Genomic DNA, 13702 nt, shown 5'->3' on the forward strand with positions numbered 1-13702 from the left:
GCATCCCCTTATGACCGTTAAAGTTATCGTCACCGATATGGACGGAACTTTTCTCAATGACGCCAAGCAGTACGACCGCCCGCGTTTCCTCGCGCAGTTTGCGCAGCTCAAACAGCAAGGTATTGAATTTGTTGTCGCCAGCGGCAACCAGTACTATCAGCTGATCTCATTTTTCCCGGAAATCCGCGAGCAGATTTCGTTCGTCGCCGAAAACGGCGCGCTGGTCTTTGAGCATGGTAAGCAGCTGTTCCACGGCGAACTGACCCGCCACGAATCGCAGGTGGTGATCGGGGAATTACTTAACGATCCGCAGCTCAACTTCGTCGCCTGCGGCCTGCAGAGCGCGTATGTGAGCGATAAAGCTCCGGATGCCTTCGTCGACCTGATGTCAAAGCACTACCACCGTCTGCAGCGGGTAAGCGATTACCATCGCATCGACGACACACTGTTTAAATTCTCCCTCAACCTGCCGGACAGCGAGATCCCACAGTTGATCGATAAGCTGCACGTGTCGCTCGACGGGATCATGAAGCCGGTCACCAGCGGCTTTGGTTTTGTCGATTTGATCATCCCCGGCCTGCATAAAGCCAACGGCATCAGCCGCCTGCTCAAACGCTGGAACCTTTCGCCGCAGCAGTGCGTGGCCATCGGCGACAGCGGCAACGACGCCGAAATGCTGAAGCTGGTGAAATACGCCTTTGCCATGGGCAACGCTGCTGACAGCATCAAAGCCATCGCTGGCTACGCCACTGACGATAACAACCATGACGGCGCGCTGAACGTCATTCAGGCCGTCCTCGATAACACCGCCCCCTTCAACGATTGACCTTTCGTCGGGGCAGCGCGCCCCGGCTTTTCCATTTTGTGCGCCGCAGCAAGATTTTAAACTTGCATTAACTCCATTTTAACTTAAATTAACGTTTGTAAGATTTAATACTTTCGAATGAAAGATACAGCGAGGTTATTATGGCTGCTCTCCCGACCCACGAAACATTACCTGCCGACCACAAAGCGGCAATTCGCCAGATGAAACAGGCCTTACGGGCGCAAATCGGCGATGTCCAGGCAGTATTCGATAAACTCTCGGCACGCATCACAGAGCGCCTGGAAGAGATTGAGGCCCTGAAAGCCGCAGGCCAGGAGGTCTGGCCGACGATCCCGTTCAGCGATATCGCCCAGGGTAACGTGAGCGATGCGCAGCGCGCGGCGATTAAGCGCCGGGGCTGCGCGGTCATCAAAGGCCACTACCCGCGTGAACAGGCGCTGGCCTGGGATAACGCCATGCTGGAATACCTCGATCTGAACCATTTCGATGACGTATACAAAGGGCCTGGCGACAGCTTCTTCGGTTCGCTGGAGGCCTCGCGCCCGGAAATCTATCCGATCTACTGGTCGCCCTCACAGATGCAGGCTCGCCAGAGCGATGAAATGGCAGCAGTGCAATCCTTCCTCAACCGCCTGTGGCGCTTTGAGCAGAATGGCAAGCGCTGGTTCGATCCGGATGTCAGCGTGATTTATCCTGACCGCATTCGTCGTCGTCCGCCGGGAACCACGTCAAAGGGGCTGGGGGCGCATACCGATTCCGGGGCGCTGGAGCGCTGGCTGCTTCCCGCCTATCAGCAGGTTTTCGCCAACGTCTTTAATGGCAATATCGACGCCTACGATCCGTGGGACGCGGCGCACCGTACCGAAGTGGAAGAGTACACCGTCGACAACACCACCAAATGCTCGGTGTTCCGCACCTTCCAGGGCTGGACCGCGCTGTCGGACATGATCCCGGGTCAGGGGCTGCTGCACGTGGTGCCGATCCCCGAGGCGATGGCTTATGTGCTGCTGCGCCCCCTGCTTGACGATGTGCCGGAAGATGAACTGTGCGGCGTCGCGCCGGGCAGAGTGCTGCCGATCTCTGAGCAGTGGCACCCGCTCTTAATTAAAGCGTTAAGCTCGATTCCGGCGCTGAATGCCGGGGACTCCGTCTGGTGGCACTGCGATGTTATTCACGCGGTGGCGCCGGTGGAAAATCAACAGGGCTGGGGCAACGTGATGTACATCCCGGCCGCGCCGATGTGCGAGAAAAACCTCGCCTACGCGCAGAAAGTGAAAATTGCTCTGGAAAAAGGCGCCTCGCCGGGGGATTTCCCGCGCGAGGACTATGAAGCCAGCTGGCAGGGGCGCTTCACCCTTGAGGATCTGAATATCCACGGGAAACGGGCGCTGGGTATCCCGGTTTAATCATCATACAGCCCCTGCGGCTCGACGGCGGTATGGCTCTTGCCCGGCCGGATCCGCCGTACAGAATCGCGTACCACCAGCGTGCCGTGCAGCAGTAGCGAGCCGTGCGGAGCCTCCGGGCGCAGCAGGCGCTGCTGTAGCAGATGCACCGCCTCGCTGCCCAGCTCATCTCGCGGCACATGCACCGCGGTCAGCGGCACCTCCTGGATCGCCGCCAGATTAAACCCGTCGATACTCATTACCGAAACATCCTGCGGCACCCTCAGGCCTCGTTTTTGCAGGGCGCTGACGGTGCCGGCGGCCATGAAATCACCGCCCACCAGGAAGGCGGTGGGCATCGGGCGCCCCTGTAAAGCGTCGAGCCAGACCCCGACCTGCTCTTCCGTCTCTCTGGCGCTAAAGTTGGCGACGCTGATGAGATCCCGGCTGGCGGTAAAGCGTAGATTGCGCGCGCGCCATGCCTCCTGGATCCCTCCCAGCCGTAGCTCCATGGTGTAGCGGCGCAGGCACATGACATTCATCACCGCCCGGTGACCCATATCAAACAGATAGCGCGCCGCGCACTGGCCAATCAGACGATGGTCGGGGGCAATGGACGGCAGCCGCATCCCTTCATCCCGACAGTTGATTAATACGCAGGGTTTACCCAGATCCGCCGCCAGGCCATGAATATGCGGATCGTCAATCCCCAGCAGCACCGCGGCCTGGGTCTCCGCTTCGTTCATGCGGGCAAGAAACAGATTGGCGTCGCTGTCGTTCTCGTCCAGCGCGCAGTAGCGCAGGCGCACTTCATGCGCCGCCAGCGCGTTATTGATGCTCTGGATCACGCGGTAGTAGAAGATATCCGACCGTTCATCGAAGGCGCGCTGCGGGGCAAACACCAGCAGATTATTGAGCAGCAGACGCCCGGCGGCCAGCCCTTGCATGACCCCCAGCTCGCGGGCGCAGTCCAGCACCGCCCGGCGCGCCTTGTCGCTGGTATTCGCTTTCCCGGCCAGGACGCGTGAAACCGTGCTGGCCGACAGCCCGGTGCGGGCGGCAATTTCGGCAACGCGCAGCTTTTTATCCATTTTGTGATCCAGCTCCGATTGGAAAATGAAAGGATTCTCATAATCGCCAAAGCCCCTCACGCAAGCAAATATCACAGCGAAATATGAGATCTTCGTCATTTCATGAAAAAAATTGCATAAATAGCGCTATACCCGACGATTTTTCTCCCTTAGCCTGAATTGGTCCAACACCTCCCATACTAGTCATACCAATGATGTTGAGATAAATATTAGACTATTCAAATAGTTAAAAAAAATATGTGACCACTCACGGAAAGAGGCCGTCACTTTCCCCCTACAAACGTCTTGTGGAGTGTGCTATGAGTCAAGGCCTCAACAATGATATCGCGGTCAGCAAAACGCGCCGGGTGGTAAAAAACCTGCGCTGGTGGGTACTGGTCCTGTTTTTACTTGGCGTCACCGTCAACTACATCACACGCAACTCGCTGGGGATTATCGCCCCGGAACTGAAAGCGACCCTCGGCATTACCACCGAACAATATTCCTGGATCGTCGGCGCATTTCAGCTGGCTTACACGATTTTCCAGCCGCTCTGTGGCTGGCTTATCGACGTCATCGGCCTGAAGCTCGGGTTTATGATCTGCGCTACCCTGTGGGCGCTGGCCTGTATCGCCCATGCCGGGGCCGGCAGCTGGCTGCACCTGGCTATGTTGCGCTTCTTTATGGGCGGCGCCGAGGCGGCCGCCACGCCGGCCAACGCCAAAACCATCGGCGAGTGGTTCCCGAAATCCGAGCGACCGATCGCCGCCGGCTGGGCTGGTGTCGGCTTCTCTATCGGCGCGATGCTGGCGCCGCCAATCATCTACTTCGCTCACGCCTCCTTCGGCTGGCAGGGTGCGTTTATGTTTACCGGCGCGCTGGCGCTGCTGTGGGTGGTGCTGTGGTGGGCTTTCTATCAGAACCCGGAAAAGCACCCGAACCTCAGCAAAAGCGAGCTGGAGTACATCAAGCAGGATAACGAAGCCCCGCCGGTGAAGCTGCCCTTTTTGACCGCGCTAAAAACCGTCTCAAAGAACAAACGTTTCTACGGGATCGCCATCCCCGCCTTTATGGCCGAGCCCGCCTGGGCGGTGCTGAGCTTCTGGGTGCCGCTGTACCTGGCGAAAGAGCACGGGATGGATCTGAAGCAGATAGCGATGTTTGCCTGGCTGCCGTTCCTCGCCGCCGACCTTGGCAGCGTGGTTAGCGGCTACCTCACCCGCCTGTACGTTCGCTGGTTCGGTTGTACGCGAGTCAACTCAGTCATCGCCAGCTCAGTGACCGGCGCGTTTCTGATGATCTCGCTGGCCCTCGTCGCCATCACCCGCGATCCCTATATCACTATCGTCCTGATCTCCATTGGCGGCTTCGGGCACCAGATCATCTCCTGCATGCTCAGCGCGCTGGTGGTGGAATCTTTCGACAAGGGGCAAATGGCGACAGTCAACGGCATGCGCGGATCCGCGGCATGGATCGCCAGCTTCCTGTTCTCGTTATTGATCGGGGTGACCGCCGATAAAATTGGCTTCAACCCGCTGTTTATCGCCATGGGTTTCTTTGACCTGATTGGCGCCGTTTTCCTGGTGGCATTTATTGCTGAACGTCGCGCCAAGCGCGCCTGAGAGTGGATGTAAAATATGAAGACGTTGAAACACTGGAGTTTGCACCAACAGCTGGAGCATCACGTTGAACTGACCGTCGATGGCCAGCACACCCTGTGCCTGTATGTGCTGGAAGAGAATTTGTTCCGCGTCCTGCTGAAGCGCCAGGGCCAGCTGGCGTTGGATCGCACCTGGAGTATCGCCCCGCAGCAGGATGTGCCGTGGGAAGGCCGTGCGCGGGATGACCTCAGCGGTTTTAGTCTCCCGGCCTGGCAGATGACCAAAGAAGATAACGCGCTGACCATCGCCACCCGCCAGCTGCGCGTCACCGTCCACCAGCCGCTTTGGCTGGAGTGGAGCTATCGCGACGACGCCGGTGAGTGGCAGACGCTCGCCAGTGACCGTCCCACCAGCGCCTATCTGGCAAACGCTCACGGGGATGGCGTCGCCCATTATCTCAGCCGCCGTAAAGATGAGCGTTTCTACGGCCTGGGCGAAAAGGCCGGCGACCTGCAGCGCAACGGTAAGCGCTATGAAATGCGTAACCTCGATGCCATGGGCTACAATGCCGTCAGCACCGACCCGCTGTATAAACATATTCCGTTTACCATCACGCAGCGCAGCGATATCAGCTACGGCCTGTTTTACGACAACCTGAGCAGCTGCTGGCTGGATCTGGGTAATGAAATCGACAACTACCACACCGCCTATCGCCGCTGGCAGGCGGAGGCCGGCGATATCGATTATTACCTGTTTACCGGTAAACAGGTGCTGGATGTGACCAAAGCCTTCGTCCGTCTGACCGGTAAAACCCTGTTCGGGCCAAAATGGAGCCTCGGCTACAGCGGTTCCACCATGCACTACACCGACGCGCCGGATGCGCAAAATCAGCTGATGAACTTCATCCGCCTGTGCGAACAGCACGCGATCCCCTGCGATTCGTTCCAGCTCTCTTCCGGCTATACCTCGATCAACGGCAAGCGCTACGTCTTTAACTGGAACTACGACAAAGTGCCGCAGCCAAAAGTGATGAGCCAGTCGTTCCACGACGCCGGGCTGAAGTTGGCCGCCAATATCAAACCCTGCCTGCTGCAGGATCATCCGCGCTATGGCGAAGTGGCGGAGCGCGGTCTTTTTATTCGCGATTCGCAAAACGACGCGCCGGAGCGCTCCAGCTTCTGGGACGATGAAGGGTCGCATCTCGACTTCACCAACCCGCACACCGTGGCCTGGTGGCAGGAAGGCGTGACCACCCAGCTACTGGAGATGGGTATCGATTCGACCTGGAACGATAATAACGAGTATGAGGTGTGGGACGGCGAAGCGCGCTGCTACGGCTTTGGCCGCGAAATCGCCATTAAGCATATTCGCCCGGTGATGCCGTTGCTGATGATGCGCGCCTCCATGGAAGCCCAGCAGCGCTTTGCGCCACAAAAGCGCCCGTATCTGATCTCCCGCTCCGGCTGCGCCGGGATGCAGCGCTACGTCCAGACCTGGAGCGGCGACAACCGCACCAACTGGGATACATTACGCTATAACACCCGCATGGGATTAGGCATGAGCCTGTCCGGGCTGTTTAACGTCGGCCACGACGTCGGCGGATTCTCCGGCGATAAACCTGAGCCGGAGCTGTTCGTGCGCTGGGTGCAAAACGGCGTGATGCATCCTCGCTTTACCATTCACTCGTGGAATGACGACCAGACGGTCAATGAAGCCTGGATGTACCCGGAAATCACCCCGGCGATCCGCTCAGCCATCGAGCTGCGCTACCGTCTGCTGCCCTATTTGTACACTCTGCTGTGGCAGGCGCATGCCGATGACGAACCGATGCTGCGCCCGACCTTCCTCGATCACCAGCACGATACCCAGACTTTCGCCGAGTGCGATGACTTCCTGCTGGGTCGCGATCTGCTGGTGGCCAGCGTGGTCGAGCCAGGCGCCCGTCAGCGCCAGCTATGGCTGCCCGATAATCAGGACGGCTGGTACGATTTTTACAGCCACCAATGGTTCGCCGGCGGCCAGTGGGTGACGCTGGACGCGCCGCTGGAAAAACTGCCGCTGTTGGTTCGCGCCGGCGCCGGTCTGCCGCTCAGTGAACGTATCAGCCATGTCGATGCGCAAAAAGACGATCGTCGCGAACTGCAGTTGTTCCCGCTGAAAGGTACCGGCTCAACCCGCGGTCTGCTGTTTGAAGACGACGGCGAAAGCTGGGGCTATAAAGAAGGTGATGCGCTATGGCTGGAGTGGGAAATGATCTGCAGCGCCAACAGCATAAACCTGAATATCAACGCTCGCGGCAACTATCGCCCGGCGTGGAAAGCGCTGAAGCTGTCATTACCGGCGGGAGAAAAGCGCAAGCTACTGGTGAATGGCGTCGAAGGAACGGAGTGGAGGCGCTAAGCGATATGCCGGGCGGCGGCTTACGCCTTGCCCGGCCTGGATTTAATGATGTTCCCGGATTGCGCTACGCTAATCCGGGCTACAAACGGGTGGCCTCAAAATCCCCGGTGGCGCTACCGCTTACCGGGGCTACAGCACTGTGCGGTTTGGTAGCCCGGGTAACAGACAGTTTCAGTCACCATGGGTACAAGATAGAGCTCTTAAGCTCACAATGGCACGGACCGTAGGCCGGATAAGGCGCAGCCGCCATCCGGCGCGAAAGTGGCTCTTTACCCGCGCTTATTGCCCGGCGGCGCTACGCTTGCGCGGGCCTACAGATCACATGCCAGGCGTAGCCCGGGTAAGGCGTAAGCCGCAACCCGGGTAACGGGCAGGGATTACTCGATACCTTTGCTGCGCAGGTAGTCTTCGTAGTTGCCGCTGAAATCGATCACGCGTTCTGGGGTGATCTCCAGGACGCGGGTCGCCAGCGAGCTCACGAACTCGCGGTCGTGAGAGACGAAGATCAGGGTGCCCTGATACATCTCCAGCGCCATGTTCAGCGATTCAATCGATTCCATATCCAGGTGGTTGGTCGGTTCGTCCATTACCAGGATGTTTGGCTTCTGCATCATCAGCTTACCGAACAGCATGCGCCCTTTTTCACCACCAGAAAGGACTTTCGCCGGCTTTTTGATATCGTCCTGGCTAAACAACAGACGACCGAGGATGCTGCGTACTGCCTGCTCGTCATCGCCTTCCTGTTTCCACTGGCTCATCCAGTCAAAGACCGTCAGATCGTTCTCGAAATCTTCGGCATGATCCTGCGCGTAATAGCCGATACGGGCGTTTTCGGACCACTTAACGGTACCGTTATCTGCTTCCAGCTCGCCCACCAGGGTTTTCAGCATCGTTGATTTACCGACGCCGTTGGTCCCCAGCACCGCCAGCTTCTCGCCAACCTCCAGCAGCAGATTCACCCCTTTGAACAGTGGGCCGTTATCAAAACCTTTCGCCAGCGCTTCCACTTCCAGCGCATTACGGAACAGTTTCTTATCCTGCTCGAAGCGAATAAACGGGTTCTGACGGCTGGACGCTTTCACTTCATCCAGCTTAATTTTATCAATCTGACGGGCGCGAGAGGTCGCCTGACGCGATTTAGAGGCGTTGGCGCTAAAGCGGCTAACGAAGGACTGCAGGTCAGCGATCTGCGCTTTCTTCTTGGCGTTATCCGCCAGCAGACGTTCGCGTGCCTGGGTCGCCGCGGTCATATACTCGTCATAGTTGCCCGGATAGACGCGCAGCTCACCGTAATCGAGATCCGCCATGTGGGTGCAGACCATGTTCAGGAAGTGACGGTCGTGCGAAATGATGATCATGGTGCTGTCACGTTCGTTCAGCACCTGCTCCAGCCAGCGAATGGTGTCGATGTCGAGGTTGTTCGTCGGTTCGTCGAGCAGCAGGATATCCGGATTGGAAAACAGCGCCTGCGCCAGCAGGACACGCAGCTTCCAGCCCGGCGCGACTTCGCTCATCGGGCCGTAATGCTGTTCAACCGGAATGCCGACGCCGAGCAGCAGTTCGCCGGCGCGCGCTTCGGCGGAGTAGCCGTCCATCTCGCCGTATTTGACTTCCAGATCGGCCACTTTATAGCCGTCTTCCTCGCTCATTTCCGGCAGGGCGTAGATACGATCGCGCTCTTGCTTCACTTCCCACAGCTCGCCATGGCCCATGATAACCGTATCCAGCACGGTGAACGCTTCGAAGGCGAACTGATCCTGGCGCAGCTTACCGATACGCTCGTTCGGGTCGAGAGAAACGTTGCCCAGCGTCGGCTCGAGATCGCCGCCGAGGATCTTCATAAAGGTCGATTTACCGCTGCCGTTGGCGCCGATCAGACCATAACGGTTGCCGCCGCCAAATTTAACGGAGATATTTTCGAACAGCGGCTTACTGCCAAACTGCATGGTAACGTTGCTGGATACTAGCACGGGGATATCCTGAAAAAAGAGAATGAGGGGTGTGACACAGCTGACATTATGCCAGTAAATGACGCACTTTTCACGGCCTGCGGTAAATTCCGCCGCGACGCTTGTGCTAAGGTCTTTGTCAGATGAGCCACAGACCAGGGCTCAAACGGTTATTCTGTACGTCATTATGAGGAACCCCATGACCACCAGCCTACCGAGACACCCGGCCTTTTTATCCCTGCAGGGCGGTATCAATTTTCGCGATCTGGGCGGCCAGCGCGCCGCCGACGGACGCAAGGTACGCAGCGGCAAGCTGCTACGCTCCGGCGCGCTAAATCAGTTGACGGCGGACGATCTCAACCACCTGGCGACGCTGCCGCTCAGTCGGGTGCTCGACTATCGCGACCCCGGTGAGGTGCAGCGCACGCCTGACAAGCTTAGCCCGCTCACTCATTATTTGAACGCGCCAGCCAATCCGCCGATCAGCGATGTGAATGCGAAGGTCACCGAGCTGAATGCTGCCACCCTTAACGCGCTGAACGGTGAACAGTTTATGCTGCAACTCTATCGCCAGCTGCCGTTTAACAATCCGGCCTATCGCCAGCTCACTGCCTGGCTGACGGCCCCTTTTGAAGGAGCGTTACTCCAACACTGCGCCGTCGGCAAAGATCGCACCGGCGTCGGCTGCGCGCTGACGCTGTTTGCCGTCGGATGCGACAGCGAGACGGTCATGGAGGAGTATCTGCTCACCCACGGTATGCTGACGCAGGTGGAAGCCTGGATGCTGGAGATGCTTGGCAACGACCTGACGCCCCAGGGACGCCAGAGTCTGGCGGATATTCTGACGGTGAAAGAGTCCTATCTCGCCGCCGCGCTGTCGGCCATCCACCAGCGCTATGGTAGCGTCGACGTCTGGCTGGCAGAAGAGTACCAGCTCACCGCCCCGGCCCGCGCTTCGCTACAGGACCGGTTACTGGAAGGATAACCTCCCTGTCACCCGCGTGGGAGGCGGCGGTCGCATTGTCCGCCAGGCCCCGACAGTCGAGGCGACAGGGAAAAAAATGTGATTTCGTACACATCTGATTTACCTGTTCAGCGGAATGCACATATAATGCGCTCCCATCTACTGTCTCAATCATTAACAAAGGCCTGTGTGGCGTTGATTTCGCACACGACATTAAAGACTATGAAATTATCTACACTCTTAGCGGCAGCCTTCGCCCTCGTAGGCTTTTGCAATACAGCGTCTGCTGTCACCTATCCTTTGCCGACCGACGGCAGCCGTTTGGTTGGTCAGAATCAGGTCATCACCATTCCTGATGATAACAAGCAGCCGCTGGAATACTTTGCGGCGAAATATCAGATGGGGCTGTCCAACATGCTGGAAGCCAACCCGGGGGTGGACACCTACCTGCCAAAAGGCGGTAGCGTCCTGAACATCCCGCAACAGTTGATTCTGCCGGACACCGTCCACGAAGGCATCGTGATTAACAGCGCCGAGATGCGTCTGTACTACTATCCGAAAGGCACCAACACCGTGATTGTCCTGCCGATCGGTATCGGCCAGTTAGGTAAAGATACGCCGATTAACTGGACCACCAAAGTCGAACGCAAGAAAGCCGGCCCGACATGGACGCCGACCGCCAAGATGCATGCCGAATACATCGCTGCCGGCAACCCGCTGCCAGCCGTCGTACCGGCCGGTCCGGATAACCCGATGGGCCTGTACGCGCTGTATATCGGCCGTCTGTACGCCATCCACGGCACCAACGCTAACTTTGGTATCGGCCTGCGCGTGAGCCACGGCTGCGTGCGTCTGCGCAACGATGACATCAAGTTCCTGTTTGAGAACGTGCCGGTCGGCACCCGCGTGCAGTTTATCGATGAGCCGGTAAAAGCGACCACCGAGCCGGACGGCAGCCGTTACATTGAGGTTCACAACCCGCTGTCGACCACCGAAGCGCAGTTCCAGGGCGGCGAAATCGTGCCAATCACCCTGACTCAGCCGGTACAGGCGATCACCGGCCAGTCTGATGTCGATCAGAACGTGGTTGAGCAGGCTATCCAGAACCGCTCCGGTATGCCGGTGCGTCTGAACTAAGTTCTGTATGGCAAGAAAAACGACGGGCCTGATGCCCGCCGTTTTTTTATCTGTATTTTCCCGGGCTACCAGACCTGACAACACCCTGGCCCTGCTAAGCGCTGCGCAAACAGGCCCCCCGGTCTAGCCGTTATTCACCAGAATAATCCCGCCGTGATCGTAGCGATAGTGGCAGTGGGCATACTCCAGCGGCGTACCGTCTTCGAGGTAGATAACCTGCTCAACCTCCAGCACCGGGTCGGTGGCGTCACAGTGAAGATGTAATTTATCCAGTTCATCCGGCTTCATCGCCCGCACCACGCGGTAAGATCCCATCAGCTTCAGCCCCAGCGTCTCCTGCACATAGCGAAACACCGAGCTTTCCAGATGGCTTTTATTGAGCCCCGGCACCAGTCCCACCGGCATAACTGTCAGATCCAGCGACACCGGCTCACCGTTGAGCAGCCGCAGACGGACAAAGTCATACACCGGAACATCCGCGTCAATCAGCAGCGAACTCTGCTCTTTGTCGCTGGGAAAACGCACCTCAAAGCGCACCACTTCGCTTTGTACCTCGCCAAGATGCTCCCAGGTTTTGGTGGCGCCAAAATAGTCGCTGCCAGGCAGCTCCCATTGCGACAGCTGGAGAAAATTTTTCCGCACAAAGGTACCCAGTCCTTTGCGGGTATAGATAAGCCCTTCGACGATTAACTGACGCATCGCCTGTTGAATCGTCATCCGGCTGGTGTTGAACTCCGCCGCCAGCGCAAACTGGTCGGGTAGCGGCGCGCTGGCAGGATACTGCTGGCTGATGATGCGTTTTTTTATTTCCCGCGCAATTTGCAGATACTTCGCCGTCATTCCCGGTCCTTTTACATTCTGTGCGTGACTGGCGGGCAGCATACTTGACCTGACCGCCAGAACACCGTTACATCGCTTCGCCGTTGCTGTGGATCACCTGCTTCAGCCACGCATAGCTCTTCTTCGGCACCCGCCGTAGATCCTTGAGGTCATGGTTCTCACGATTGACGTACACCACGCCGTAGCGCTTACGCATATCGCCCTGTGAGCTAAGAATATCGATTAATCCCCAGCCGAGATAGCCGATCACCTGCGCGCCGTCCTCAAACATCGCCGCTTTCATGGCGTTAATATGGTCGCGATGGTAGGCGATGCGGTAATCATCGGCAACCGGATGTTCACCGTCCCAGGATTCGATCACCCCGATGCCGTTTTCAATCGGGAACACCGGTAGCCGCCAGTCATTGTAATAACGGGTGATGATCATGCGAAATCCCAGCGGATCGATCTGCCAGTTCCATTCCGTCGCTTTCAGGTACGGGTTATCCTGATTACCGAATAGCATGTAATTGTTGACCGCCGTTCCCGGCGGGATCGCGTCGCTATTGAGCGAGCGGCTCGCGTAATAGCTGAACGCCAGATAATCCACCTTCACCATTGCCATCAGCGCCATATCTTCGGCGCGATAAATATCGTCAAAGCCTTCGCGGGCGACAAAGTGCATCACCTCCGGGCTATAGCCCTCGCCCGCGTAGGCGCGCAGCAGGTTCTGGTTTAAAAACTCGTCCAGTTGCTGAGCGCAGAGAATATCGCGTGGTTTGCAGGTAGCCGGATAGACCAGCGCATGGGCCAGCATTCCGCCCATCAGGCACTGCGGCTTCGTCTGATGCAGATAGTGGGTCAGATGGACATGCGCCATCATCACGTGGTGCTGGATCTGGTAGAGTTCGCGCAGCGTTTTATCGCCACGCAAATAGCCGGTGATCAGGAAGGCTTCCGGCGAATGGTAGAGGTTCTGTTCATTGAAGGTCAGCCAGTACTTCACCTTATCGCCGTAACAGTCGATCATCTTCTTGCCATAGCGGATAAAGGCGTCCACGACCCGGCGGTCGGTAAAACCGTTGTAGCGCTCCGCCAGCGACAGCGGCATATCAAAGTGATACAGGCAGATCATCGGCTCTATGCCGCGGGCAATAAGCTCATCGATAAACTGATGGTAGAACGCGATCCCCTCTTCATTGAATTCGCCGTCCCCCTCCGGACACACCCGGCTCCAGGCGATCTGGAAGCGGTAGCAGTTCATGCCCAGATCCTGCATCAGATCGAAATCTTCGCGGAAGCGATGATAGGAGTCAGTCGCCACCTTCCAGTCCGAGGCGAACTCCGACGGTTGACGAATATCGTAAACCGACATCCCCTTTCCTCCCTCATTCCACGCCCCTTCGGTCTGCATACTGGAGACCGAATTGCCCCATAAAAAATCGGCCGGTAATGTGTCTTTCATGGTTCGCCTCTGTATATGACTAGTCATTTTAAATTCATGACTAGTCATATACAAAAAAACCACCGCGGAAGCAAAAGACGGATCGT

9 protein-coding genes and 1 pseudogene are annotated in these 13702 nt (G+C 57.6%); 6 read left to right on the forward strand and 4 right to left on the reverse strand.

Annotation, left to right across the window (positions count from 1 at the left end):
- Positions 1-10 precede the first annotated feature (10 nt).
- Together CWM61_RS18270 and CWM61_RS18275 are read left to right on the forward strand one after the other, a co-directional pair.
- Positions 11-826, forward strand: a complete 816-nt coding sequence (locus tag CWM61_RS18270; RefSeq protein ID WP_100631673.1) for a Cof-type HAD-IIB family hydrolase — start codon at positions 11-13, stop codon at positions 824-826.
- Positions 827-966: 140 nt separating this feature from the next.
- Complete coding sequence (locus tag CWM61_RS18275; protein WP_100631674.1) at positions 967-2232, forward strand: DUF1479 domain-containing protein; 1266 nt, start codon at positions 967-969, stop codon at positions 2230-2232.
- On the opposite strand, the gene CWM61_RS18280 is transcribed toward CWM61_RS18275, so the two are convergent.
- A complete protein-coding gene (locus tag CWM61_RS18280; RefSeq protein WP_100631675.1) occupies positions 2229-3302 on the reverse strand; it encodes a LacI family DNA-binding transcriptional regulator in 1074 nt (357 codons plus the stop codon). The genes CWM61_RS18275 and CWM61_RS18280 overlap by 4 nt on opposite strands.
- Positions 3303-3601: 299 nt before the next feature.
- On the opposite strand from CWM61_RS18280, the gene CWM61_RS18285 reads away from it, so the two are divergent.
- Together CWM61_RS18285 and CWM61_RS18290 are read left to right on the forward strand one after the other, a co-directional pair.
- The gene (locus CWM61_RS18285) at positions 3602-4903 is read left to right on the forward strand and encodes an MFS transporter (protein WP_100631676.1); all 1302 of its coding nucleotides are present in this window, start codon (positions 3602-3604) and stop codon (positions 4901-4903) included.
- A 15-nt stretch (positions 4904-4918) separates the two neighbouring features.
- On the forward strand, positions 4919-7282 hold the full coding sequence (locus CWM61_RS18290) for a glycoside hydrolase family 31 protein (RefSeq protein WP_100631677.1): 2364 nt from the start codon (positions 4919-4921) through the stop codon (positions 7280-7282).
- A 377-nt stretch (positions 7283-7659) separates the two neighbouring features.
- Here CWM61_RS18290 and CWM61_RS18300 read toward each other — a convergent pair whose 3' ends face one another.
- Positions 7660-9252, reverse strand: coding sequence for an ABC-F family ATPase (locus tag CWM61_RS18300; protein WP_061155238.1), 1593 nt, complete (start codon positions 9250-9252; stop codon positions 7660-7662).
- Positions 9253-9300: 48 nt separating this feature from the next.
- Between CWM61_RS18300 and CWM61_RS18305 the strand changes: the two are divergent.
- Positions 9301-10216: pseudogene (locus CWM61_RS18305) on the forward strand (tyrosine-protein phosphatase).
- Between the two features lie 201 nt (positions 10217-10417).
- The gene (gene ldtB / locus CWM61_RS18310) at positions 10418-11332 is read left to right on the forward strand and encodes a L,D-transpeptidase (RefSeq protein ID WP_100631679.1); all 915 of its coding nucleotides are present in this window, start codon (positions 10418-10420) and stop codon (positions 11330-11332) included.
- A gap of 123 nt (positions 11333-11455) precedes the next feature.
- On the opposite strand, the gene CWM61_RS18315 is transcribed toward ldtB, so the two are convergent.
- Both CWM61_RS18315 and CWM61_RS18320 read right to left on the reverse strand, forming a co-directional pair.
- Complete coding sequence (locus CWM61_RS18315) at positions 11456-12172, reverse strand: GntR family transcriptional regulator (RefSeq protein WP_100631680.1); 717 nt, start codon at positions 12170-12172, stop codon at positions 11456-11458.
- 67 nt (positions 12173-12239) lie between these two features.
- Entirely contained in the window at positions 12240-13616 is a 1377-nt protein-coding gene (locus tag CWM61_RS18320; protein WP_100631681.1) for a glycoside hydrolase family 1 protein, read from the reverse strand.
- Positions 13617-13702: the final 86 nt, after the last annotated feature.

The sequence above is a fragment of the Klebsiella sp. K-Nf6 genome, assembly GCF_002806655.1.
In the GTDB taxonomy this organism is placed as follows: domain Bacteria; phylum Pseudomonadota; class Gammaproteobacteria; order Enterobacterales; family Enterobacteriaceae; genus Klebsiella; species Klebsiella variicola.